Source organism: Brevibacterium salitolerans (genome assembly GCF_039531405.1).
GTDB classification, from domain to species: Bacteria; Actinomycetota; Actinomycetes; order Actinomycetales; family Brevibacteriaceae; genus Brevibacterium; species Brevibacterium salitolerans.
Genome location: NZ_BAAAPZ010000002.1, coordinates 327,796 through 351,560 on the forward strand (window position 1 = coordinate 327,796; position 23,765 = coordinate 351,560).

Here is a 23,765-nt window from a genome sequence, read left to right on the forward strand (position 1 = left end):
TCCTCCGCACCCCTGCCCAGGAGTGGGTGCGTCGAATGGAGCCAGGTTTCGCGAAATGCTGGCGGTCGGTTATCGCGATCCTGTGACAGTCCACTGTAGCGACGTCAGCTTCGTGTGACGTCAACAGGGAGGGTGACGCGGTGGTCGGTGATCCAGGCCTGCGTGTCTCGTGTGGCGATGCGGTGGAAGACGATGCGCAGGATAGCGTCTTGGACGATGCGTCGCACGGGGCCGGCTGTCTTGGAACTGCTTGAGCGTGCTCCTTCGGCGACGATGCGTTCGACCCGGCTGCGTCGCTGCTGCTCGAAGGCGGCGAAAGCACGGTCGGGCGTGGCTGCCGCGTGGAGACAGGAAGCGAGGACGACGGCATCTTCCAATGCCATCGAGGCGCCTTGGCCCGAGCTCGGAGCGGGCGCGTGGATCGCGTCGCCGACGAGCCCGAGGCGTCCTCGGTGCCAGGTGGGCACGTGCGGCAGGTCGAAGGTGTTGTCCCCGGCGAGTTCGAGTCGCCCGGTGCTGATCAGGTCGTGGAAAGGGCCGGGATCCGCGGCGGCGAGGTCGGCGAGCAACGCCTGCCACGCGGCCGGGGGAGTGGTGGCTCGCTCCTGCGGTGAGAGGGGCTGTCGTGGGACGTTGGCGAACCACACGACATCACCGGCCGGGGTCGGCAGAGCGCCGAAGAACGCGCGCCTACCGAAGACCAGTCGCCACGCGCCTGGCTCCAGGCTTGCCACGAGCGCGGTGCTCTCCGTGATCCCGCCGAAGTTGGCCAGCCCCATGTAACGCCGCGTCGGTGCCTGCGGGTCGATCGCGAAACGTACCACCGAGTTGATCCCATCGGCCCCGATCACCACGTCCCCGGCGACCGTCTCACCTGATTCCAATGTCACGCGGGCTCCGCGATCGTCCGTGGATGCGCCGGTCACGCGTGACTGTGAACGCACCTCGATGCCTCGCTGCCGTGCCAGGTCCGTCAGGGCTGCGGCCAGTCGCGTTCGCTTGAACGACAACGCCACCGTGCCGTCCTCGCGTGCGGCTCCCAGGGGAATGACACCGAGGGCGCGTCCCGATGCGCTCACCATGACGTTCCGAACGGTGGGGACCCCGAGCCCACGAACCTGCTCCAGCGCCCCGATCTCATCGAGCGCGGCGACACCGTTGGCCGCGATAGTGAACCACGACCCGACCTCGCCCCTGTCGGCCGGGTTCGCATCCAGCAGAAGGGGTTCGATCCCCACAGCCTGCAACGCCATCGCCGTCGCCGGACCCGCGATACCTCCGCCCACGATCACCGCACGCATCCCACACTCCACTCGTTCGATGGTTGGATACCTCGATAATCGAAATGGTGTCATGAAGTCTAGATCTGAGTCAACCCGCACCTTGAGCCGGGCATGGCGCTTGTCCGATTCCCGCTGTCGGTCCTGCGCTCAGCGCTGGATTGCGTCCGATGCGGCGATCACGAGGTCGGCTCCGAGACCCGATGGTGAACGGGGGTGGCCGGGCGGCTGATGGACCGATACCCTCGTCGCCTCAATGACGTGCGCACACGAGAGTCGCTGTCATCCCTTGACGCCGTCTCCGCCGCTGCCTCGCGCTCGGACAGGCCGTTCGAGGGGCGATCGAGGTCGCGTCACTCGTTCCCGAGTTGAAGCAGCTCGGGTCACGACCCGAGCCATCCCCGTTCCCCGATCACGGACGCGCGGATGGAGTCGGCGGTGGCGATGACGAGGAGGCCCTGCTGATCCGCATTGGGGATCGTCATCACGACGTATCCGGCCGCGTCGACCGTGACGGTGTCGATTCCCGCCCCGGAAGGGACATCGAGCCGTGCCTGGGCCGTTCGGGTCTCGAGGTCGGCGACCTGGTAGGTGTACCGGCCGCCCTGATGCGCCTCCGACACCGCGAACCCCTGGTCGGAGCCGGCTGCGTATCCGGTGCTCGGGTCGAGCACGATGTCCGCGGTCCAGGCGTCGTCTGGCGCCCAGGAAGCGTGCAGCATGTTGGTGTCGGGCACGATGCCCGTCAGTGGGTCGGGCTCCGGCTCCGATCCCGGCAGCCGAGCCTTGTAGTTCGTGGCGTCTTCCATCGTCTGCGAGTACAGGAACCGATCGGGCTCGCTGGCGGTGAGCTCGCCCTCCCAGCGGAGCGAGACCTCCGCCGGCGCAGGCTTCGCGGTGACGGAGCCGACGGGGATGGCGAGGACGGCGTCGTCCCGGTCTCGCAGCACGACCTGCCGGGATGGCTCGTCATAGGCGTACGAGGTGCGTGAGGCGACGTAGTCGTCCTCCAGCCCCGGTACCTGCTCGTCGCGGGACACGACGCCGCCCGTCACGACATCGAGGATCACCAGCCCGTCGTCCGTGCGGACGTAGGCGTAGCCGCCGCCCACGGCGAGGGCCTCGGCCCCGATCGACGGGAAGTCGTTGGAGAGCATCGTGTCCCACAGGCGCTCCCCGGTGTCGAGGTCGAACGCGGTGGCCTGCACGCTGTAGCCGATCGAGCCGATGCGGAACAGGTCGACGTGCGGGAAGGTGTCGGTCTCGTACGCGAGCACCGCGACATGCCTGCCTCCGACGATCTCTCCGGTGGCGATCGCGTTCGACGGCCGCGTCTCGGCCGGGCTGGTCGTCGTCTCGACGAGGGTGACGACGCCGGCGATCGCGAGCAGTGGCACCATCACCCAGACCGCGGGCATCAGCCACCGACGGCGCTTCCTGTCGCCGTGCGGATGCTCGCCGTCGGCAGGTGAGCGGTTTTGCTTCGTCCGATCCATCCCCCTCCTTCCCTGTGACTGGGATTCTCCCATTGGCGCGGGAAGCCCCGCCGCCCAGACGTCCGGATGGGTTCCCTTGCCGTGCAGGGGGCGCGGCAAGCGATCCTCGACCTCACGCTATAAGCCCCACGAAGGAGCCTAGCCGCGCACGAGGACCGCAATATCGGTTGGCGCAGTCCCGTGAGCACGGTGCCGGCCCGTTCCTGTCGCCTGTCCTCTGCCGTGGCGACGCCCCCATGTTCTTGCCACGAGCTGTTCTCGTGGAAGCAAGGAAGGCTGTGCTACTCGGGCTTGAACGCGCGCGGACATGTCGCAGCCTCCTGCGCTCCTCCCGGGCGCTTCTCCGGCTCTTGGGCGCGCCGCGGCCGTATCGCATGTGCGGCGCGGCCGAGACGGGGATCCGTGACGGTGATGGGCGTCCGCGACCATGGCGTGCCGCGGCCATCCGATGGCGGGCGCAAAGCCGGTCGGTGCCGCGTCAAGGCGCGCGCAGGCTTGAGGGGGATGAATGGAAGGCGCGAGTGAAGGCGTAGGAGAAGGCTGCCGGAGTGGCGTAACCGAGTCGCGCAGCGACGTCGGTGACGCTCTGGTGGCGCAGCAGTGGGATCGCCGCGAGGAGCCGGGCACGTGAACGCCATGCGGCCGGGCTCATTTCGGCCTCTTCCCGGAAGCGGCGCGTGAAGGTGCGTTCGCTCATCCCGGCTTCGCGTGCCCATACGCGGTTGTCGACCGCCAGGTCGGGGTCGGCAAGGTAGTGGCGGCAGAGCCCGGCCAGGGCTGCCGTGTGAGGGATCGGGACGTGCAGCGGTACCTCGTTGAGTCGGGACGTCTCGTGCAGGATCAGCTTCAGTAACGCCTCGTCGCGACCGTCGAGTCCGCCGCGGGGGTCGATGTCCGACGCGGCCAGCAGCAGTTCTCGCAGGAGCGGGGTGACCTCGACGACCCGGCACTCGGCGGGCCACCACGGCACCGCGGTGGCGTCGATGTAGAGGCTGTTGGTCTCCACGTCGACCATCCGCACCTGATGTCGCGTGTCGGGAGGGATGAGCACGGCCCGCTCGCCCGGAACGGTCCAGGCGCCATGATCGGTCTCGACGAGCATCGTCCCCGTCGCGGCGTAGAGGAACTGAGCCCTCCGGTGTTCATGCCACCCCAACAAATAATCGGGTGGATACACGGTGGCGATCGGCAACACCGCAACCGGCAGTGCATCGACCTCGGCCAGCGTCACGTTCCGCACCCGACCAGACTACCGGCTGAAACTCGATATTTCTCGTCCGGCAATCGAATGCGGGCATGGCGGAAAGCCGGTGGAATGGGTTCAGTGACCGTTCTCGTCCTTGTTCTCATCGGTGTTCTCACTGGCCTGACCACAGTCCTGTTCGGCTTCGGAGGCGGGTTCGTCACTGTCCCTGTCATCGTCTGGGCCGACGCCGCGCTCGGCTCTGCGGCGGGCACGGTCGCTGTGGCGACGTCCGCGATCGTCATGGTCGTCAACGCCGCGGTCGCCACCACGGCCACGCCCCGCGTGGTCCTCGCCCGGCTCCGAGGCCGTGGAGCGCTCCTCGGCCTCCTCGCCGCAGGTGGCCTGGTCGGCGCCCTCACTGCGATGGCGGTCCCGGCAGAGGTGCCGTCATGGGGCTTCCTGATCTACGTCGCGGTCACGATCATCGACGTGCTCGTCCGCCCCGGATTCCTCCGACCCGTAGGCCTTACGCACGACGATACGTCGCAGCGCCGGATCCCGACCGCGTGCGGCGCCCCGATCGGCGCGGTCGCGTCGTTCCTCGGCGTCGGCGGCAGCGTCATGACCGTCCCGCTCCTACGCCGCGGCGGCCTGCCCATGGGGCACGCCGCCGCGCTCGCGAACCCGCTCACCCTCGCCATCAGCATCCCCGCCGCTGCCGTGTTCCTCCTCGCACGCCACACGACGAACACGGACGGCGCGGTGTTCGGTGTGGGCATCGTCGACCTCGGCGCCGCCGCGCTCCTCCTCGCCGGCGCGATCCCGATCATCGTGCTCCTGCGCCGCCGCCCTCCTCGTATCCCCGACCGGGCTCATGCGTGGGCTTACGTCGCCCTCCTCGTCGTCGTGCTCCTGGCAATGGCCGCTTCGCTGCTGCGCGAAGGCTGAAACATCGTCTCAGGGGCGCAGGTGAGCACAGAGAGCAACCGGACACCAGCAGGGGAGGCCGCATCGAGTTCTCGCCAATGAATGGCCCGCTGACCGTCGTCGAGAAGATCCGCGTCCCGGGTGGCACCCGCCGACGCGCATGCAAACCTCGTGCCCCTCGTGGCCGCTCGATCCGTAATCGGAACCGATCGCGCCACGTGACCCAGTCAGTCACGCCCTGAAGTGACGTCCCTCTGCAGGTGGATGGCAGGTCCTGTCCGCGACGATCACCGTCGCGACAGGCCGTCCCCGACGCGAAGGCGCCACTCGTGCCCGCGCACACGAAGGGCAGCACCCGAACCGCGTGAGTGAGGAACTCCGATGGCGGCAAGAGTCGGTGCTCGGCGGTCGATGCTGAGCGGGCGACGAGATCCTTGTGGAGCTAGAACCAGATAAGGTGTCAGGCGTCGATGCCGCCTCGGCCTACCCATTCGCTCTGCTTGGCGTGCGCGTGGCCGAGCGCTGCGTCGAAGCGGGTGTCGTATCCGGCGAACCTCGTGAGCACGGCGGTGAGTCGCGCGATCAGCGGGGCGAGGGCGGTGGTCAGCGTGTCGAGCTCGCTGAGGATTCGCGCGTGCGAACAACTTTCGAGGGCGGCAACGCATCTTGCCGCACCCAGGCGTGCTGCTCGACCTCGCGCAGCACCGTGATGGCCTTGTCGTGCCCGACCCCTGTGCGGTCGGTGACCGCGGCGGAATCGGCGAATCCGAACAGCTTCCGCGACGGCGTACGGAACCACGTCGTAAGAGGCCACACGTCTTTCAAGCGAGGCTCGCCGCGTCAACTTGAGTTGACAACCGGGTTCAAGTGTCGTCAACAGCGCACCTGATCGGCGTGAGCGCATCCCGGATGGGAGGGGCCAGGGGCTGGCCCGTGAAGGTGCTGTCACTGGATCGCGCTGAGCGCTCCGCGAACGTGCACGAGTTTCGTCGCTACCAGGGCCACCTAGCGCGTATCGATGACGATCTGCATGCCTCCCATGTGCTGTCCGTCAGTGTGCCGCACAGTGAGGTCGCCGTCGATGCGGCGTGAGTCGAAGACGGTGATGGGGATCGCGCTGCTGGCCGAGAGATGGATGCACAGATCGATCAGCGGGCTTTAGTCAGCGGGTCTCCTCGAACGGGTCCACGACCGTATGCACGCCGTGCGCGGGGCAGGAGAACGCGATGCGCAGGCCCGTGCCCTCGCCCGCGTCGAACGGCTCTGGCGCGCAATCGGCTCCGCACTCTGCGCAGGTGCGGTAGCCCTCGGCCCTTGGGGCAAGACTTTCGAATGGGTCTGAGTTCATGCGGTTGCATCTCCTAGCCCCGCTGGTCTCGCGAGGATGAACTGGCAGGGCACTCAGTATCGTCCCTCTACCGAGAATCGACGAATGAACTCGGCGGCGGTCAACCCATGATCGTTCAGAAGGCTGGCGACACGAGCGGGATCACGGAAGGCATCATTCGAAGCCAGCCCTGTAGCGAAGGACGCCAGCGCCTTCTTCAGGCGAGCAAGCCGCTCCGTGGTAATAACCCGGCAGCCCGACGGTATCGCAGCGTGTGAATCGAACCTCTCCTCCGGGTGGATAAGCACAGGAACCGATTGGCTACTCGGATACTGTTCACGGAACCAATCCATCGCTTGGGAAAGTTGCCCGGCCCACTTCTTGTAGACCGGGTGCCCGGCGTCCGCGTCACTCTTCGCCTCAATGACACAGAAACTCCCGTCGCTGAGCGCCCACAAGTTGTCGGGTCCGGGCTTGGGAAGTTGCTCGGGTCTCTGCCCTACGTGTCCGATATGTTCCGCAAGATCTCGCACCGCCTGCTCAAACTGGTCCGTCCTAGGCCCCCAATCTAGGTCTTGCGCTAGGGCGTTGAAACCGAGGAGCAGATCGTTACCGGACTCGTACCTCGCTTGCAGCCAAGATGAAGCCTGCTCAGCCTGCGGGCGGCTGGCCGCTTTCAATCTCTCGTACTGCACACCTGCAAGAGGTCGAAGTAGTCGCATGTTCGCGCGATTAGCCGTCTTTCGAATCTGTTGTGCTTGCGATGGATCGAAGAAGTTGATGTAAGTCGCGAGTCGCTGTTGTTGGAGTGCTTGTGTAGCGTCGTCATCCGTGATGCCATTGACAACTGACTGCTGTTCTCGTGCCGCGGACACATAGTCGCCACGCATGGCTTCACTAAATGCGAGTCGCTCAGCTTTAGCGGTTTCAACGACCATCGAAGCGTCGTAACGGACCTGCGCCAGAGCGCCCTTGCTGTAAGCAATCCAGTCCCTATCGCGTTCGAGGCACTGATTCATGATGTCATGTAGATCGTCAAGGGGGCTCGCGCTGAACGTTTCGGTTACGTCGGCGTTCCGCTGCGTGCGCCGGGCGTGTTCGATGTACTCGTCGATGGGGAACTCGTCGCCTCGGCCTCGCTTTCGAGCGCGGTTCAGATCCTTCGTGACCTCACCACTGGCGAGATCACCCGCTCAGAGGCCGAGTTAAGTCCCCGATAGTGGTGTAGCGCGGTGGCCCCGTCGTGATCGTCTCGGACGTGGGCGCGGCCACCGTGTGATCCTTCGAGTGAACCTCTCACAGCACTCTCGAACGGAGTCATCACGATGACCGCACCTCACATTGTCGACCCTTCCGGCCTGCTCGGTGAAGCCCTGGCCGAGGCGTCTCCGGATCTGATGCGCAGCCTCCTTCAGGACGTGATCAACACCCTGCTCTCCGCAGACGCGGACTCTGTTGCCGGCGCGGAGTACGGCCGGCCCAGCGCTGCTCGTTCTGCGCAGCGCAACGGCTACCGCCACCGCGACCTCGACACCCGCGTCGGCACGATCGACGTCGCGGTCCCCAAGCTCCGCACGGGCACCTACTTCCCCGAGTGGCTGCTCGAGCGGCGCAAGCGCGCCGAATCCGCCCTGATCACGGTCGTCGCGGACTGCTACCTCGCCGGTGTCTCCACCCGCCGGATGGATAAGCTCGTGAAGACTCTCGGCATCAACAGTCTTTCGAAGTCGCAGGTCAGCAGGATGGCAGAGTCGTTGGACGAGCACGTCGAACAGTTCCGCCACCGCCCCCTGAACGAGGCCGGGCCGTTCACGTTCGTCTCCGCCGACGCACTGACGATGAAAGTCCGCGAAGGTGGGCGCGTGATCAACGCCGTCGTCCTGCTCGCGACCGGCGTCAACGGCGACGGGCACCGCGAGGTGCTCGGTATGCGGGTCGCGACCAGTGAGACCGGAGCTGCGTGGAACGGGTTCTTCGCCGACCTCGTCGCCCGCGGCCTCGCCGGGGTCCGCCTGGTGACCTCCGATGCGCATGCGGGGCTGGTCGAAGCGATCGCTGCGCACCTGCCCGGCGCGGCCTGGCAGCGATGCCGCACCCACTACGCCGCGAACCTCATGGCCGTGACGCCCAAGAGCATGTGGCCGGCCGTGAAGGCGATGCTGCACAGCGTCTATGACCAGCCCGACGCAGCAGCCGTGAACGCCCAGTTCGACCGGCTGCTGGACTACGTCGGCGAGAAGCTCCCGGCCGTGGCCGAGCACCTCGATGCCGCCCGCGCGGACCTCCTCGCGTTCACCGCGTTTCCCAAGGACGTGTGGGTCCAGATCTGGTCGAACAATCCCACCGAACGGCTGAACAAGGAGATCCGCCGCCGCACCGACTCCGTCGGCATCTTCCCCACCCGCGAGGCGATCGTCCGACTCGTCGGCGCGGTCCTGGCCGAACAGACCGACGAGTGGGCCGAAGGGCGCCGCTATCTCGGACTGGACGTCCTCGCCCGCTGCCGCCTCAACATCGTCCCCGACACCAGCACCGAGGAGGTCACCACCAGCTCCCTGCCCGCCCTGACCGCCTGACCCCCAAGCGAAGGATCGCTACACCACTTCCAGGGACTTGACCAGAGGCCGAGCCGGAAGAGCTGACCTTTGAGCTCGGCGTGTCCGGTGGCGTGGAACGTCTGGTCGAGATATGGCTGCCGTATTCGGAGTCAGTCGAACTGATCTCCACTGACGCAGACGAGCCGCTCGCTCCGGCGCACCGGCCAGCTCCAACATGGGTTCATTACGGGTCCTCGATCAGCCAGGGATCTAACGCAGCCAGCGCGGCCACCATCTGGACGGCGGTCGCCGCGCGTCTCGGAGGCGTAGAACTCACGAACCTGGGCTTCGGTGGCAGTGCCCTACTGGACCCGTTCGTCGCACGAACGATACGGGATCTGCCCGCCGACTTGATCTCCGTGAAAGTGGGGATCAACATCGTCAACGCGGATCTCATGCGCCGTCGCGCTTTCGCCCCGGCACTCCATGGCTTCCTCGACGTGATCCGGGGCGGTCACCCCGACACGCCTTTGCTGCTGGTCACCCCGCTGTGGAGCCCGATCTTCGAACACACACCCGGGCCCGGAGTGTTCGACCCTGACGCGCTCTCCCGGGGAGAGACGAGATTCGTCGCTGCCGGCGACCCAGCGGAGGTCCGAAGTGGAAAGCTTGATCTCGCCACGATCCGCGCTGACATCGACCGGGTAGTTCACGACCGTTCCGCGTCCGACCCGAACCTTTTCCAACTCGACGGAATGGCCCTCTACGGGGCGAGCGATGCACAGTCACATCCACTCCCAGACGACCTCCACCCTGATGCGGCCACCCACCGGCTTCTCGGGGAGAGGTTCGCCGAGGAGGTTTTCGGCGTTGAGGGGGGGCGATCCCCACCACAAGGTGACAGTGACTGCGTTGATCTAGTCGTTGCGTTGAGCGAGCCAGATCCCCAGCCTTCGTAGAGGATTCGACGAGCTGACTGATGCGTCGCGGCCGTCTGATGCCTCTCGTACGGCGCGCGCCCGTCGTGACCATGCCGTCGACCGGCTGATCCCGCCCCCGGCGCAGGCCGAGCTACACGTCCTCGTCGAGGATGTGCCGATCGAGTTGCTGGGGGGAGGCGGAGCGGGCGGCGAGGAGTCCGCCGATGCCGGGGATGAGGGAGAGCACCCAGACGATGTGTCGGTCACCGCGGACGAGGATCGCGGTGATGACGGTGGCCATGTACGCCAGGCCGTGCAGCGGCCCCAGAATCTGCGAGATCGCGGGTGCATGCACGGTGAGCATGTTGGCGAGCATGAGGATGAGGGTGACCAGTTCGGCCGTCCCCGCGATCTGGAGCATGCGGCGTGGACTCATAGCCCGACTCCCGTGGTCGATCCCGGCCGGTAGATCATGAGGACGACGACGATGGCCCACACCACGTTGAAGATCCCGGTGACCATGCTCAGGCTCCCCGGGATCCGGTCGAGCGAGGGCTGGGCCGGATCGGCTGCGTCGGGGTCGAGAGCGCGGACGAGGCGTGACTGTCTGGGCAGGATGAAGGCGATGAGCAGGACCGCGGCGATCGCGGTGAGGATCATCGACGCGATCAGCCACGCGTCGCCGAGGACGCCGATGCTCGCCGCTGTGGCCAGCCCGAACACGGGCACCAGGACGGCGATCACGCTGTAGACGCGGGTGACGCGGTGCAGGATGCGTGCCACCGCGGCCTTTCGGGGATCGTCCGGGGATGCCAGTGCGAGCCGGGCGAACCGGGGGAACATGCTCGCGGCGATCGCGACGGGCCCGATGGTAAGGATCGCGGCGAGGACGTGAACAGACAGCAGGAAGGCGCTCATCGCGTGACCCTCGCTCCGGTGACATGGGTTTGCGGCAACCGTCCGGCTCGGGATACCCCGGTGAGGCTGTCGCCGGTGATGGTGACGTCGTAGTCGAGGTTGAGCCGGAGGGGCTTGGTGATCTGCTGTCTCCACGTGGCGTGCTGGCCATCCGGAGTGTCTTCGGTCACAAGGTCGGTCAGGGGGACTGCTTCGCCCGCGCCGTGCGCCGTCCCGGTGACCGAACCGTCATGTTCTTCGAAGTGGTAGTCGGCTTCGATGGTCCCGATGGGAGTTTTCATCCTCAGTCGCCAGTCACCGCAGATGGGGTTCATTCGCTTTGGTGTTCCTTTCGTTCTCAGGTCCGGATGCTCACGGCGTGGGGGCTTCGGGCACCGTGGCAGGGGCCTTGCCGGCGGCGCGCCAGACGGTGCCGCGTCGCTCGTACTCGAAGAGTTCCTCGACAGCGTGGGCGATCCGGGGTCCGAAGTGCCGTTCTAGGAGGTAGAGCGCCAGGTCGAGCCCGGAGGTGACGCCGCCGGCGGTGACGAGGTCGCCGTCGTCGACGACGCGGGCGTTGACCGCTGTCGCGCCGGTCGCCTCCAGCAGTGGCATTCCGAGGGTGTGGGTGACGACGTTGCGGCCCTCGCAGAGTCCGCCCATCGCTAGCGCGAGCGAGCCGCCGCACACTGCCGTGACCAGGACGTCGGGGTCGCGCATCGCGTTGGCGATGAGCGGGATCGCCCCGGTCGCCGCGAACCGTGCCAAAAGGACCGGGATCGTCTCGGCGCCCTCGTCGGGGTCGCCGTCAACCGGCCCGGATGCACCGGGCACGAGCACGATCCCCGGCCGGTGGGGATCGAGCGCCGCCGTCGCGCGGAGCCTGAGGCCTTGCGAGCCGGAGACGACTTCGCGCGCCCCTTCGGCGCTGACCAGAGTGATGTCGAGTGCGTTGTCGAGGAAGTACTCGCTGCCTGCGACGAACACCTCGAACGGCGCGATCACATCGAGCGGATCAAACCCGTCGAACAGCACGATCTGCACGGACATCGACACGGGAACTCCCTTGCGTTGGCGTAAACGGCGGCGACGCTATCGAGTCTCCGGCTTGTTCCGATCGGGCACAATCGGCCCGATGGCCAATGATCGCCGGAATCTGGCCACGAGTTCTGAACGTCAATCTCGCGCTTGAATATCTGTAGGATGCACGGTATGTACACCGTCGTCTCGCTCGCTCTTCCTGATGTGATCGCGTTCGATCTGGCCACCGCAGTGGAGACGTTTGGTCGTGTGACGCTCCCGGACGGGCGCCTGGCGTATCGGGTGATCGTCGCCGGGACGGCGCCCACGGTCGACGCGGGCCCCCTCCAGATCGCCACGAGCGTGGGTCTCGAAGCGCTGGAGCGGGCGGACACGATCATGGTTCCAGGGCGCAACGACGCGGCCGCGCCGCTCCCGGACGGCGTCGCGGACGCGCTCCGTGCGGCAGCGGCGGCGGGGACGCGCATCGCTTCGATCTGCGTGGGGGCGTTCGTGCTCGCAGACGCAGGGCTCCTCGATGGACAGCGCGCGACGACCCACTGGCTCGCCACCGATCTGCTCGCACGACGGTTCCCGCGGGTGATCGTGGAGCCGGATGTGCTCTACACCGACAATGGGCAGGTGCTCACTTCGGCGGGTGCGGCCGCAGGGCTGGACCTGTGCCTGCACATGATCCGTCGGGACTTCGGTGCAGCGGTCGCCGCCCACGCGTCACGGTTGGCGGTCGCGCCGCTGCACCGCACAGGAGGGCAGGCGCAGTTCATCGTCCGGAATCCGCCCACCTACCGCACCGCCACGCTGGAGGACGTGCTCGTGTGGATCGAGGAGAACGCCCACCGTCCGCTCACGCTCGCCGACATCGCAACAGCAGCCCACACGAGCATCCGTACTCTGACCCGACGTTTTCACCAGGAGACCGGGCAGGCTCCCATGGAATGGGTCACCGGTGTGCGCATCCGGCACGCGCAGGAGCTGCTGGAGACCACCGACCACAGCATCGAGCGCATCGCCCGACAGGTCGGCTTCAGCAGCCCCAGCGCCTTCCGCGACCAGTTCCGCCGCGCCACCCGAGTCTCTCCCAGCGAGTACCGCGCAACATTCTCCGGCCGTCCGCCATACGACAACGACGAGGCGACCCGGTGAACACCACGGGTGAGCAGGTCCGCGCGCGGTGTCGTTAGCGCGAAGCCAACACCGCCGCTGACGTCAGCGCCTCCGGAGGTGATCCGTGGGGTGTGCTGATCTGGGCCCAGAGGTCGTCGAGGGACAGGCCGAGCACGATGGCGACCGCGGCAACGGTGGGAAACGCTGGTGTGGCGACCCTGCCGGTCTCGATCTTGCGCAACGTCTCGGGGGAGATCCCCGCCTCGATCGCGACGTCAAGGATCGAACGTGGACCGCGCGCGACACGGAGTAGTTCTCCGAGCCGCTGCCCGCGTTTGACGTCCTCGCGAGTGAGCGGCAATCTGACCATGCCACCAATACTAATCACGGTATAGTCGTACCGGTATAAGTATCGGAGACCTGGCGGGAAGGTGCCGGATGATCGAGATCCTCACTCCGAGCGAGCTGGACCGGGCGCGGGTCACCGGCCGCATCGTCGGCGACGTTCTCCAGCGCCTCAAGGCCCGCTGCCGGGTCGGGACGAACCTGCTCCAGGTTGACCAGTGGGCGCGGGAGATGATCGATGCTGCCGGTGCGACCTCATGCTACGTCGACTATGCGCCCTCGTTCGGGCGCGGTCCCTTTGGGCACTACATCTGCACCGCCGTCAACGACGCCGTGCTGCACGGCATGCCACGCGACTACCGCCTCGCGGATGGGGACCTGCTCACCCTCGACCTCGCGGTCATCAAGGACGGGGTCGCGGCGGACGCCGCGATCAGCTTCATCGTCGGCGACACCCACAACCCGCAGGACGTCGCGATGATCGACGCCACCGAACGGGCGCTGGTGGCCGCGATTCATGTTGCCGCGCCGGGGTTGCGGCTGGGGGACCTCTCGCACGCGATCGAGCAGGTGCTGTCGGGCGCCGGCTACCTGATCAATACCGAGTTCGGTGGTCACGGCATCGGCTCGACGATGCACCAGGATCCGCACGTGTCCAACAAGGGACGACCCGGCCGCGGATACCGGCTGCGGCCCGGGCTGCTGCTGGCCTTGGAGCCGTGGGTGATGGCCGATACCGACCGGCTCATCACCGACCCGGACGACGGGTGGACGCTGCGCAGCGCAACCGGATGCCGCACCGCCCACACCGAGCACACCATCGCCATCACCGACGACGGCGCGGAAATCCTCACGCTTCCGACTCGGTAGCGTGTCGCGTTCCCTCAATTTGCGGTGTCGTCGCTGTCAGGATGAGGTGCGGTGGAGTTGCGTCCAGAGGGCGGTCCATTGGTGGGCGTTGATGTCGCGGGGAAGGTTCCTCGGGGCCAGTCCAGCGGTGCGCAGGATCCTGGCCGCGTGCGCGCGCGGGACTCCGGCGGCGTTCTGAATGATCCGGTCCAGGTTCCCGCCGCGTCCGGTGAAGATGCGACGGACGAAGCGCTCGTATGGGATCTTCTCGTCGATGGGGATGAGAGGCTTTCGGCGCCGGGTGATCTGAAGCAAGCCGCCGTCGACGCTCGGACGGGGCGTGAAACCCTGGGAGGCCACGCGTGCGTGGAGGTGGAAGCTGAACCAGGGGGCGGATTGCGCGGTCATCAGGGTGCTGCCGCCGACGGCTGCGCGTTTGCGGGCGACCTCCCATTGCGTGAGCAGGATCGCGTCCGACCATGTGCGGGTGTTCAGCAGGCGTCGCAGGAGCGGGGTGGTGAGGTGGAAGGGGATGTTGCCGACGATCACCGGGCCGTGAAGCGGGTGGGTGAGGGCATCGGCGTGTTCCACTGCGACATCGGGCAGCTCCCGGGCGAGGCGGCGTGCGCGGTGCTCGTCGAGCTCGATGGCGGTGAGTCGACGTCCCAGCTGCGCCAGGGGTTTGGTCAGTGCGCCGTCGCCGGCGCCGATCTCCAGGATCGCACCGTCGGTGCGGCGGACAAGATCGACGACGAGGGCGATGGTGGGGGTGTGGGTGAGGAAGTTCTGGCCGAGTTCGTGTCGGCCACCGTGGATTGAACGAGGCATGAGTGCGCTCCATCGCGAGATTTGGGAGCGCCTCGAAGGCGTGAAGGCACCGGTGACCTGCGTGTCCGAGGGCCTGACTTGTGGTCACGGGGTTGCTGCCGGCCCGAGGCGCTGTGGGCTCTCGGGTGGACGGCGCGCGTCGCGAGGGTGCGGAGGGGCGCGCCGTCAGGCGCGGCGGTCGCGCACAGACAGCGCGTGGGCCACGGTGACCGCGCTGAGGAAACATGCCATGGTATCGATCCTATCAAGTCGTTGAGAGTGGTCCGCCGCGCGGCGAGCTGCTCAGTCGTCTTTGCGGATGTAGTAGATGACGATTCCGATGATGACGACGAGGAGGATGATCGCGAAGGGGCCGGCATCGAAGGACCAGGGGCCGATCCCGACGTTGTTGCTTGCTGTGGTCATGCGTTCTCCTTGGTTCGAGTCTCGGGTTCTTCAGGGACGTATCGTGATCTGAAGATCGTGGTGTAGACGGGGCCGGTGAGCAGCCAAGCGATGTTGATGAGGGTGAGTCGCGCCACCCAGGACCACAGCTCGTCAGTCCAGAACTCCTCCATCGACGAGGGCCACGACCAGCCGGAGAACGCCTTCATGATCAGCAAGGCGGGTACGGCGATGGCCCAGGCCGTCAGCACACGCAACCAGTCCTGCCACTCGTGCCGGACCTTGGCGGGCCCTGTCCGTGGAGGACGTGATGGTCTGGTGCCGTCGGCGAATCGATGAGCGAACCACGCATCGGCTCGGCTGATGATGTAGTGCCCGAATCCGACGCTGAAGCCCAGGTAGACCGCGGCAAGCCCGTGGACGGAGGTGGGTGTGGCGCCGCGGGAGAGATCGAGGCCCACCAGGATGATCAGCACCAGATCGGCGAGTGGCACGCTGAGCAGCAGGGCCGTGCTGGTCCGTTTCAGCTTGAGCGCGTAGCGAGCGAGCAGCCCGAGCACGAGCAGAACCCAGAACGCGATCTCGGCGCCGATGATGGCGCCCACGATCCAGCTCCCAGAGAAGTCCATGCCTCCACTGTGCGGGGCCAGCGCCGGGGCCGTCATCGACCAGATTGCCGCACTTCCCGAATCCGGCGTCACTCGTTCGGGCTACGCCGAACGGTGCTTGCCCGAGAGCCGCCATCGGGTTGAGATAGAAGGAAACGCACGGACGAGCCCGGTTCGCGAGGTGATGATATGACGGGGACAGGCCCGATCCCGTCGCCGCGCCATGCGTGGATCACCGTCGGGTACGTCGTGATCGCGATCGGCTTCTGTTTCGTGCCCAGCATCGGGATTGAATGGTTCGCGGCATCCCGCTCACAGGTCCTGGTCGGCGGCATCGCCACCGCGATCGCCCTCGGCGCCGTGCACCTGTTCCGGAACCGGTGGCCCACCGTGGTCGTCGTGGCAGGACTGGCAGTGATGACCGTCGAGGCCCTCGCGACCGGGACGACATCGGTCGGCGCGATCCTGATCGAGTGTGACGCTCTCTACAGCCTGGTCATCGCCCGATCGACGGCGCAGACCCGGCGGCTCCTCCCAATGATCGCCGCGGCCTGCCTGTCCATCGCCGTCGCAGGACTGCTGCTGGCGAACATCCTCGCCGCTGCGCTGCTGCAGGTCACCATCCTGCTGCTGGCGGTCGGAGTCACCCTGTGGTGGGGCATCACCGTGCGGGCGCCGATGACCCGTGCCGAGGAGGAGCGTGAACGCGCCGCTCTCATCGCCGAGGCCGCCGCGGCCAGACAACGAGAGGCGCTGGTCGCCGAGCGACTGCAGCTCAGTCGCGAACTGCACGACACCATCTCCGGGCACCTGTCCGCCATCACGATCCAGGCAGCTGGTGCCCTGGCTGCCACGGCACCGCTCACAGCCGAGGAACTGACCAAGCGTCTCGGGCGCATCCGGGCCCTCAGCCTGGATGCGATGGGCGACATGCGCACCCTCGTCGACGTGCTCCGGACCGACACGTCCTCACCCGTCGCGCTTCCCCAGAACTGGTCATCGGTGGACTCGCTCATCGCGGGCGCACGAGAGTCCGGCACTTCCGTCACCCTGACCGGCGACGATCCTGCGACGATCACCCTGGACCCGCTGGTCTCGGTCACCGCCTTTAACGCGCTCCGCGAGGCGCTCGTCAATGCCGAGAAGCACGCCCCGGGCAGGGATGTGACCATTGATATCCGACGCGAGGCCGAGGCTATGAGTATGACGATCACGAACGGACAGCACCCGCCTGCGCACGTCGGAGCGGTATCGTCCGGGTACGGTCTGATCGGCCTGGCCGAACGAGTCCGCCTCTGTGGCGGTGACCTCGACATCGACCGCTCCGACGACACCTGGGCCCTACGTGTCCGTCTTCCGCTGACAGCCGGACGGGAGACACAGCATGCTTAGCCTCGTCATCGTCGATGACCACGCCGCCGTGCGGGCAGGCGTCACCGCCATCCTCACGGCCGATCCGGACATCGAGATCCTCGGCGAAGCCGCGACCGGCCACGACGCGATCCAGCTCATCGACAGCCGGGAACCCGACGTGGTCGTCCTCGACCTCCAGCTCCCTGACCGCGACGGCATCGATATCTGCCGCGAGATCACCGCAAGGACCGCCACCCGCGTGCTGATCCTCACCGCGTACGAGATCAGCGACAACATCACCGCGGCTCTAGATGCCGGAGCGGCGGGGTTCCTCGCCAAGACGGCCGAGCCGCAGCAGATGATCGACGCCGTGCACGCCGTCGCAGCAGGACAGGCATATCTCACCCCGTCGGTGACCCGGTACGTCATCGCACAGGCGACAGGCAGAAACACGCCAGGACGCAGAACCGGTGCTGGCGCGCCGGACCTGACCGACCGCGAGCAGGAAGTCCTGCAACTGGTCGCCGAAGGCCTCACCAACAAGCAGATCGCTCAACGACTCGTGATCTCCCCAGCCACCGCGAAAACGCACCTGGCGCGCATCATGCAGAAACTCGGAGTATCCACCCGCACCCAGGCAGCCATGCTCGCTCGAACCGCCGACAATCGGTAGGCGCCAGCGTGTGCTGGGGCACCCTTTCTATGCGGGAGCGATCTCGTAGGTGATGCGCACGAGGCCCTCGCCGGTGACGTGTGACCCTCTTACACGAAGCGACGTCTCGGGCACGTCTTTGCCGAACAGTGATATTCCCGTGCCGAGGATGACGGGGACCACCGCGACGGTGAGCTCGTCGAGAAGACCTTCACTGAGGAAAGAGCGGATCGTGGCGCCACCGTCAATGTAGACATTTTTGGCTTGGTCCCCAGAGAGACGTTCTGTGAGTTCGCCGAGCGATCGGGCGATCTTGACCCGCGCATCCTCAGTTTGCAGCGATGCGCTGAGGACAAGAACGTCGACCTCGTCGAACGGCCATACACCGAAAGTGAGGAGCTTCTCGAAGGTGCCGCGTCCCATGACGATCGTGTCGACCTCGGGGAAGAACGTTTCCCACACCAGAGCGGGGTTCTCAGCCGAGGTCGGGACATGGTCGACATCGTCCGACAATTCCTCTAGCCACGAGACGTCTCCGTCTTCACGGGCGATGTAGCCGTCGAGGCTCATAGCCAGAAACGCGCGGCCCTTCCAACGGCGATCACGCTTCATCTCTGTACCTTCCAACGAGAACTCTGGGGTCACCAGCCTAGACGCGACCCCGGACGGCCATCCCGAGCTACCCGATCTACAGTCACCGAGTCTTCGCTCGAGACAGCCGCCCGCTGCCCTCGGGGGCAACTGTCATGTTTGGGTTGTGAAGGCTTGGGCATGCTCCAACGCCCATTGGTGGAGTGTCCGGGCCGGTCTGCCGGTGATGGCTTCGGAGGTCGGTGCCGGGCCGGTGTCGCAGGTGTCTTCGCCGTGATCTTCTGACTCGTCGTCGGGACCGAGGAGCCAGTCGGCAAGGTCAAGGTCCATGCCGTCGGCAAGCCACTGTTCGCGGGCCTGGGAGCGGGTGAGTTCGACGAATCGGACATCTCGACCGATTGCTGTTCCGATCACCTGGGCTTGATCCGCGCGGGTCAGTGTTTCGGGACCGTTGACCTCGTAGGCGTGTCCCTCGTGCCCGTCGTGCAGCAGCGCCACCGCGGCCACGTCGGCGATGTCGGCTTCGTGGACGGCGTTGCTCTCTTGATCCGCGAATGGACCCGGCGCAGGCGCTCCGATCACGCCGCCTCCTCGCGATCGCTGCTTCTCCAGCCCTTCGTGAGCCGGCCACGCCTCTTGCAGATCGAGGGCGCTGCGCGTTCAGCCGCGTCGCATCTGGTGCGACAGGCATCGTTCCGCTCACCTCCCGAGTGAGCGGAAGGAGGCGGCCTGGGTGACGGTCTCGATGCGCGTGATGAGCGCGGGCGACGGGTACAAGTACCTGCTGCGTACCGTCGCGGCCGGCGACGGTGACCGCTCGCTCTCCACCCCGCTGACGCGCTACTACAACGCCGATGGCACGCCTCCCGGGTTTTGGATGGGGTCTGGCCTGCAGTTTCTCGGCGCTGGTGAGCTGGTCGAGGGCGGCCGGGTTTCCGATGCGCAGCTCCAGCTCCTGGTCGGGATGGGCCGCGATCCCATCACCGGGGAGCCTCTGGGTGAGGCGTATCGGCAGTACGCGAGCGTGCAAGACCGCGTCGGCCAGCGCGTTGCCGATCTCGACCCGGAGCTGGGGCCGGTGTCGCGTGCGGAGCAGGTCGCGGCGATCGAGAACGAGGAGGCCGAGCGCGGCACCCGCCGCGCGGTTGCGGGGTATGACTTGACATTTTCGGTGCCGAAGTCGGTGTCGGCGTGGTGGGGTGTGGCGGATGCGGGCACGCAATCGTTGATCGCGGATGCGCATCATCAGGCGGTCGCGGAGGTGATCGGGTTCCTCGAACGCGAGGTTGCGACCACCCGCATTGGTGCTGCCGGCCCGGACGGCGCGGTCGCGCATGTCGATGTCGCCGGCGTCCTGGCGACCGCGTTCGACCACTATGACAGCCGGGCAGGCGATCCGCAGTTGCACACGCACGTCGTGGTGAGCAACAAGGTGCTGACGGTGCAGGATCAGAAGTGGCGGACCCTGGCGGGTCGGCCCGTGCACGCTTCGATCGTCGCCCTGTCCGAGTTGTACAACGCGACGTTGGCGGATCGGATCACTGGGACGTTCGGAGTCGAGTGGGAGGCGCGGGAGCGGGGCCGGGATCGGAACCCGGCGTGGGAACTCGCCCCGGTGCCCGACGAACTGGTCTCTGAGTTCTCGTCCCGGTCTCGGCAGATCGAGGAGGAGAAGACCCGCCTCATCGACGCCTACCGGGAGCGGCATGGTCGTGAGCCGTCAGCGACGACGGTGGTGAAGTTGCGGGCGCAGGCAACGCTCGCAACTAGGCCGGAGAAGCAGGTGCATTCCCTCGCGGAGCTCACCGCGGACTGGCGGCACCGCGCGGGCGAGTTATTAGGTGAGGATGCGACCGGGTGGGCGCGCACCCTCACCGCTGGCGTCGAGAAGACGGCTGTGTTGCGTGCCGATGATGTGCCGCTGGACACGATCACTGACCTCGGCCAGGCGGTCGTCGCGGTGGTGGGTGAGAAACGGTCGACGTGGCGGCGCTGGAACCTGCACTCCGAAGCCAGCAGGCAACTCATGGGCATCCGGTTCGCCACCGCCACCGACCGGGAGACGGTCACCGGCATGGTCACCGACGCGGCCGAGCAAGCGTCGCTGCGGTTGACGCCCCCGGAACTGGCGTCGAGCCCGCTGCTGTTCCGCCGCACTGACGGATCGAGCCGCTTCCGCCACCCCTCCGCCGTCCTCTACTCGACGGAGGAACTGCTGGCCGCCGAAGACCGCCTCCTCGACCGCTCCCACACCACAACTGGGCCGACGGTCGATCTCGCCACCGTCGAGAAGATCACGAGCAGGCCCGACGCGGACGGGCGACGGCTCGGCCCCGATCAGGCCGAAGCCCTCCAGCGCATCGCCGTCTCCGGCCGCATCGTGGACGTGCTCGTCGGCCCGGCCGGGGCCGGGAAGACGACGGCGATGAGCGTACTGAAACGGGCATGGGAGCAGCAGCACGGCACCGGCTCCGTGGTCGGGCTCGCGCCGTCGGAGATCGCGGCGCAGGTGCTCGGCGAGGAACTGGGCATCGAGACGGGGAACACGGCCCGGTGGTGGCAGATGCACCTCTTCCAGGACCGCACGTTCGCACAGAACCAGCTCGTGATCCTCGATGAGGCCTCCCTGGCCGGCACCGGCTCGCTCGACCGCATCACCGGCCTCGCCGAACAGGCCGGCGCGAAGGTCCTGCTGGTCGGTGACTGGTCGCAGCTCCAAGCCGTGGATGCCGGCGGGGCGTTCGGGATGCTCGTGCACGACCGCGACGAAGCCCCCGAACTCACCGACGTGCACCGCTTCACTCACCCGTGGGAGAAGACCACCTCGCTTGATCTGCGGCACGGCCGCACCGGTGCGATCGACACGTTGATCGAGCACGGTCGAGTGTACGGCGGGGAGCAGGACGCGATGGCTGATGCCGCCTACGCCGCCTGGCGCGAAGACACCCGGGCGGGGCGGGCGTCGATCCTCGTCGCCGAGGCCCGCGAGACGGTCACCCAGCTGAACGAGCGTGCCCGCGCCGACCTGATCCTCGACGGCACCATCACCCCCGGCCGGGAAGTCACCATGCACGACGGCACCCAGGCAGCCAAGGGTGACCGGGTCATCACGCGCGAGAACAACCGGCGGCTGCGGTCGAAGAACGGGAAGAGCTGGGTGCGCAACGGCGATCGCTGGACCGTCACGAATGTAAGCGAAGACGGGTCGATCACCGTGCGCCCGGAGGGGCGCCGCTTCGGCGGCGCACTGGTCCTCCCGGCGTCGTATGTGGCCGAGCAGGTCGAGCTCGGGTACGCGATCACCGGGCACCGCGCCCAAGGGATCACTGTCGACACCGCGCACACGGTCGTGACGGCGACGACGACGCGGGAGAACTTCTACGTTGCGATGACCCGCGGCCGGCACGGGAACTACGCCTACGTCGCCACCGACACCACAGACGACGCGCATGTCGCCCCGCACCCCTCCGACAAGGCCGACGCCACCGCCCGATCCGTCCTGTACGGGGTGCTCCAGCACGTCGCGGCGGAACTGTCGGCGCACGAGACCATCACCGCCGAACACGAACGCTGGGGGTCCATCGCTCAGTTGGCGGCGGAGTACGAGACCATCGCCCAAGCCGGCCAGCACGACCGCTGGGCCACCCTCCTCGAAGTCTCCGGCCTCACCGAGGGGCAGGTCGATCTCGTGCTCGGCTCCGACGCCTACGGTGCCCTATCCGCCGAGCTGCGCCGCGCCGAGGCCAACCATCACGACCTCGACGTCCTGTTCCCGCGGCTGGTGGCGGCGAGGGACTTCGCCGATGCCGACGACATCGCCTCGGTCCTGCATCACCGCCTCGCCCGCGCCACCGCCCGCCCCGCCGGGTCCGGGTGTACCCGCCGATCGCCACGGCTGATCGCCGGGCTCATCCCGTTTGCCTCCGGCGTGACCGACCCCGAGATGCACCACGCCCTCACCGAACGCGAAGAGCTGATCGAGCACCGCGCATTCGCGGTCCTCGACCGCGACCTGGACAAGGGAGAGCCGTGGACGGCCGCGCTCGGGAGCAAGCCCGCGGATGCACGTGCGGCGCAGTGGTGGCGGCAGGCCGGGCGGGTCGTCGCCGCGTACCGCGACCGGTACCAGATCACCGACGACACCCCGCTGGGCCCCGATGTGGCATCGGATGCGCAGAAGCTCGACGCCGCCCGCGCCGACGCTGCCCTTCGCCGGGCGCAGCAGCTCAGCCGCCACACCCCGAACACCGAGCAGCCGGACCTCACCATGGAAGTCCGGCAGGGTCGCACGCTCTGAGTCGCGGATCAGAAGGAGCGGCCGGGCCGGTTCTGATCGACGGCGTCGAGATCGTGCGCGGCGCTCAGGCCCGTGGTTCGTGCCGGGGCCTGGCGTCGTCGGTCGCTGGTGAGGGTGGCGAGGTCGTGGTGGCCGGTGACGAGGGCAGCGGTGCCGTCGCTCAGCAGCAGATGCGTGCCGGTGCTCGCCGTGGACGTGACCGGGCCGGGCACCGCCCCAACCCCACGACCGAGGGCATGCGCTTCGCGGGCGACGTGCAGGGTGCCGGAGCGTGCCCCGGCTTCCACGATCACCGTCGTCGAGGACAGTGCCGCCAGGAGCCGGCCGCGGGCGAGAAACCGGTGCCGGGTCGGCGCCGACCCGGGCGGCATCTCGCTCATCAGCAATCCCACATCGCCAACCTGTTCGAGCATTTCGCGATGCCCCGCCGGGTAGAGACGGTTCGGACCGCCGGCCATCACCGCGATCGTCTGCCCGCCGCTACTCAGGGCGCTGCGGTGGGCGGCGCCGTCGATGCCGTAGGCGCCGCCGGAGACCACGATCTGCTCCGCGTGCGACGCATCGTGGGCGAGCTCGCTGGCGACGTGGTCGCCGTATCTGGTCGAGGCCCGTGAACCGGTGATCGTCACCCGGGTTTCCTGCCGGACCGCGAGGAACGAGGTCGCCCCCTTCGCCCACAGCACGTATGGGGCACGATCGCCCAGCGCGTCCACCGAGACCGGCCAGTGCGCATCGCCAGGGATCAGCGGCTCGTATGCGCCGTCGAGCGCCCGCCGGAGCACTGCATCGAAGTCGGCTCCCGAGGAGACCAGTTGGGTGCGGTGGTGAAGGATCGCTGCTTCCTCGGGCCTCACGCCTGGCATTGGGCCGTCAGTATCGAGCAACCGCAGCGTCTCGATCCCGCCCTCACGCCGCAGCAGGCGCCCCACGTTCGCGTCCGCGGGCTCGACGATCATCGAGAGCATCACGCGGGCCGTTCGCTCATCGGAGGCGTAGTTAGCCAGAGCAACCATGACCGGGTCCTTCCACTCACCAGGCACTACCAAGGCAGGTGCACCCGGCATCGCGACGAGACCTTCCCCTTCGCCAGGCCCTGGCGTAACCTAGGAGGTGAAGCGCAGGCATTCCATCTGTAGGGTCCTT

At 67.3% G+C, this 23,765-nt stretch carries 25 protein-coding genes; 9 read left to right on the forward strand and 16 right to left on the reverse strand.

From position 1 onward, the window contains the following. Positions 1–104: 104 nt before the first annotated feature. From ABD240_RS02465 to ABD240_RS02475, 3 genes are all read right to left on the reverse strand, one after another. Positions 105–1,301: an FAD-dependent oxidoreductase gene (locus ABD240_RS02465; protein WP_344334829.1), complete on the reverse strand. Its 1,197-nt coding sequence runs from the start codon at positions 1,299–1,301 to the stop codon at positions 105–107. A gap of 362 nt (positions 1,302–1,663) precedes the next feature. After that, complete coding sequence (locus ABD240_RS02470; protein WP_344334831.1) at positions 1,664–2,776, reverse strand: PA2928 family protein; 1,113 nt, start codon at positions 2,774–2,776, stop codon at positions 1,664–1,666. 478 nt (positions 2,777–3,254) lie between these two features. Continuing rightward, complete coding sequence (locus tag ABD240_RS02475; RefSeq protein ID WP_070637992.1) at positions 3,255–4,016, reverse strand: AraC family transcriptional regulator; 762 nt, start codon at positions 4,014–4,016, stop codon at positions 3,255–3,257. Between the two features lie 84 nt (positions 4,017–4,100). Here ABD240_RS02475 and ABD240_RS02480 point away from each other — a divergent pair, with 84 nt between their 5' ends. Together ABD240_RS02480 and ABD240_RS02485 are read left to right on the forward strand one after the other, a co-directional pair. Further along, the gene (locus ABD240_RS02480; RefSeq protein ID WP_210387059.1) at positions 4,101–4,910 is read left to right on the forward strand and encodes a sulfite exporter TauE/SafE family protein; all 810 of its coding nucleotides are present in this window, start codon (positions 4,101–4,103) and stop codon (positions 4,908–4,910) included. Positions 4,911–5,822: 912 nt separating this feature from the next. Continuing rightward, on the forward strand, positions 5,823–5,981 hold the full coding sequence (locus ABD240_RS02485) for a hypothetical protein (RefSeq protein WP_344334833.1): 159 nt from the start codon (positions 5,823–5,825) through the stop codon (positions 5,979–5,981). A 70-nt stretch (positions 5,982–6,051) separates the two neighbouring features. Here the strand turns inward: ABD240_RS02485 and ABD240_RS02490 are convergent, their stop codons facing one another. Together ABD240_RS02490 and ABD240_RS02495 are read right to left on the reverse strand one after the other, a co-directional pair. Next, positions 6,052–6,237: a hypothetical protein gene (locus tag ABD240_RS02490; protein WP_108871779.1), complete on the reverse strand. Its 186-nt coding sequence runs from the start codon at positions 6,235–6,237 to the stop codon at positions 6,052–6,054. A 53-nt stretch (positions 6,238–6,290) separates the two neighbouring features. Next, a complete protein-coding gene (locus tag ABD240_RS02495; RefSeq protein WP_344334836.1) occupies positions 6,291–7,235 on the reverse strand; it encodes a hypothetical protein in 945 nt (314 codons plus the stop codon). Positions 7,236–7,541: 306 nt separating this feature from the next. Here ABD240_RS02495 and ABD240_RS02500 point away from each other — a divergent pair, with 306 nt between their 5' ends. Both ABD240_RS02500 and ABD240_RS02505 read left to right on the forward strand, forming a co-directional pair. Continuing rightward, a complete protein-coding gene (locus ABD240_RS02500; RefSeq protein ID WP_344334837.1) occupies positions 7,542–8,792 on the forward strand; it encodes an IS256 family transposase in 1,251 nt (416 codons plus the stop codon). A 92-nt stretch (positions 8,793–8,884) separates the two neighbouring features. Then, positions 8,885–9,712 (forward strand): SGNH/GDSL hydrolase family protein, encoded by an 828-nt coding sequence (locus ABD240_RS02505; RefSeq protein ID WP_344334839.1) that lies wholly within the window; start codon positions 8,885–8,887, stop codon positions 9,710–9,712. 112 nt (positions 9,713–9,824) lie between these two features. Here ABD240_RS02505 and ABD240_RS02510 read toward each other — a convergent pair whose 3' ends face one another. From ABD240_RS02510 to ABD240_RS02525, 4 genes are read right to left on the reverse strand one after another with little or no spacing between them, the layout of a single operon-like run. Then, positions 9,825–10,109 (reverse strand): hypothetical protein, encoded by a 285-nt coding sequence (locus ABD240_RS02510; RefSeq protein ID WP_024842403.1) that lies wholly within the window; start codon positions 10,107–10,109, stop codon positions 9,825–9,827. Continuing rightward, positions 10,106–10,591: a membrane protein gene (locus ABD240_RS02515; RefSeq protein ID WP_024842404.1), complete on the reverse strand. Its 486-nt coding sequence runs from the start codon at positions 10,589–10,591 to the stop codon at positions 10,106–10,108. Before ABD240_RS02515 ends, ABD240_RS02510 begins: the two co-directional genes overlap by 4 nt. Further along, complete coding sequence (locus ABD240_RS02520) at positions 10,588–10,905, reverse strand: hypothetical protein (RefSeq protein WP_344334843.1); 318 nt, start codon at positions 10,903–10,905, stop codon at positions 10,588–10,590. The genes ABD240_RS02515 and ABD240_RS02520 overlap by 4 nt, the downstream gene beginning before the upstream one ends. Before the next feature lie 37 nt (positions 10,906–10,942). After that, positions 10,943–11,620 carry a DJ-1/PfpI family protein gene (locus ABD240_RS02525; protein ID WP_344334845.1) on the reverse strand — a complete coding sequence of 226 codons (678 nt, stop codon included), beginning with the start codon at positions 11,618–11,620 and terminating at the stop codon, positions 10,943–10,945. A 162-nt stretch (positions 11,621–11,782) separates the two neighbouring features. Between ABD240_RS02525 and ABD240_RS02530 the strand changes: the two genes are divergently transcribed. Then, entirely contained in the window at positions 11,783–12,754 is a 972-nt protein-coding gene (locus tag ABD240_RS02530; protein WP_344334847.1) for a GlxA family transcriptional regulator, read from the forward strand. Positions 12,755–12,788: 34 nt separating this feature from the next. On the opposite strand, the gene ABD240_RS02535 is transcribed toward ABD240_RS02530, so the two are convergent. After that, positions 12,789–13,085, reverse strand: a complete 297-nt coding sequence (locus ABD240_RS02535; RefSeq protein ID WP_006902578.1) for a helix-turn-helix transcriptional regulator — start codon at positions 13,083–13,085, stop codon at positions 12,789–12,791. A gap of 68 nt (positions 13,086–13,153) precedes the next feature. On the opposite strand from ABD240_RS02535, the gene map reads away from it, so the two are divergent. Continuing rightward, the gene (gene map, locus ABD240_RS02540) at positions 13,154–13,930 is read left to right on the forward strand and encodes a type I methionyl aminopeptidase (RefSeq protein ID WP_024842408.1); all 777 of its coding nucleotides are present in this window, start codon (positions 13,154–13,156) and stop codon (positions 13,928–13,930) included. 36 nt (positions 13,931–13,966) lie between these two features. On the opposite strand, the gene erm is transcribed toward map, so the two are convergent. The 3 genes from erm to ABD240_RS02555 form a co-directional block, all read right to left on the reverse strand. Continuing rightward, positions 13,967–14,737, reverse strand: a complete 771-nt coding sequence (gene erm, locus ABD240_RS02545; RefSeq protein ID WP_344334851.1) for a 23S ribosomal RNA methyltransferase Erm — start codon at positions 14,735–14,737, stop codon at positions 13,967–13,969. 282 nt (positions 14,738–15,019) lie between these two features. Beyond that, entirely contained in the window at positions 15,020–15,142 is a 123-nt protein-coding gene (locus ABD240_RS02550) for a hypothetical protein (protein WP_344334852.1), read from the reverse strand. Beyond that, on the reverse strand, positions 15,139–15,726 hold the full coding sequence (locus ABD240_RS02555; protein WP_344334854.1) for a hypothetical protein: 588 nt from the start codon (positions 15,724–15,726) through the stop codon (positions 15,139–15,141). The genes ABD240_RS02550 and ABD240_RS02555 overlap by 4 nt, the downstream gene beginning before the upstream one ends. A gap of 192 nt (positions 15,727–15,918) precedes the next feature. Between ABD240_RS02555 and ABD240_RS02560 the strand changes: the two genes are divergently transcribed. Both ABD240_RS02560 and ABD240_RS02565 read left to right on the forward strand, forming a co-directional pair. Next, positions 15,919–17,121: a sensor histidine kinase gene (locus ABD240_RS02560; protein WP_344334856.1), complete on the forward strand. Its 1,203-nt coding sequence runs from the start codon at positions 15,919–15,921 to the stop codon at positions 17,119–17,121. Then, entirely contained in the window at positions 17,114–17,755 is a 642-nt protein-coding gene (locus ABD240_RS02565) for a response regulator (protein WP_344334858.1), read from the forward strand. Before ABD240_RS02560 ends, ABD240_RS02565 begins: the two co-directional genes overlap by 8 nt. 27 nt (positions 17,756–17,782) lie before the next feature. Here ABD240_RS02565 and ABD240_RS02570 read toward each other — a convergent pair whose 3' ends face one another. Together ABD240_RS02570 and ABD240_RS02575 are read right to left on the reverse strand one after the other, a co-directional pair. Next, a complete protein-coding gene (locus ABD240_RS02570; RefSeq protein ID WP_344334859.1) occupies positions 17,783–18,346 on the reverse strand; it encodes a dihydrofolate reductase family protein in 564 nt (187 codons plus the stop codon). Positions 18,347–18,478: 132 nt separating this feature from the next. Beyond that, entirely contained in the window at positions 18,479–18,907 is a 429-nt protein-coding gene (locus tag ABD240_RS02575; RefSeq protein ID WP_344334861.1) for a Rossmann-fold NAD(P)-binding domain-containing protein, read from the reverse strand. 163 nt (positions 18,908–19,070) lie between these two features. Here ABD240_RS02575 and mobF point away from each other — a divergent pair, with 163 nt between their 5' ends. Continuing rightward, positions 19,071–22,622: a MobF family relaxase gene (gene mobF / locus ABD240_RS02580; protein WP_344335595.1), complete on the forward strand. Its 3,552-nt coding sequence runs from the start codon at positions 19,071–19,073 to the stop codon at positions 22,620–22,622. Between the two features lie 8 nt (positions 22,623–22,630). Here mobF and ABD240_RS02585 read toward each other — a convergent pair whose 3' ends face one another. Continuing rightward, positions 22,631–23,635 (reverse strand): DNA-processing protein DprA, encoded by a 1,005-nt coding sequence (locus ABD240_RS02585; protein WP_344334863.1) that lies wholly within the window; start codon positions 23,633–23,635, stop codon positions 22,631–22,633. Between the last annotated feature and the right edge of the window lie 130 nt (positions 23,636–23,765).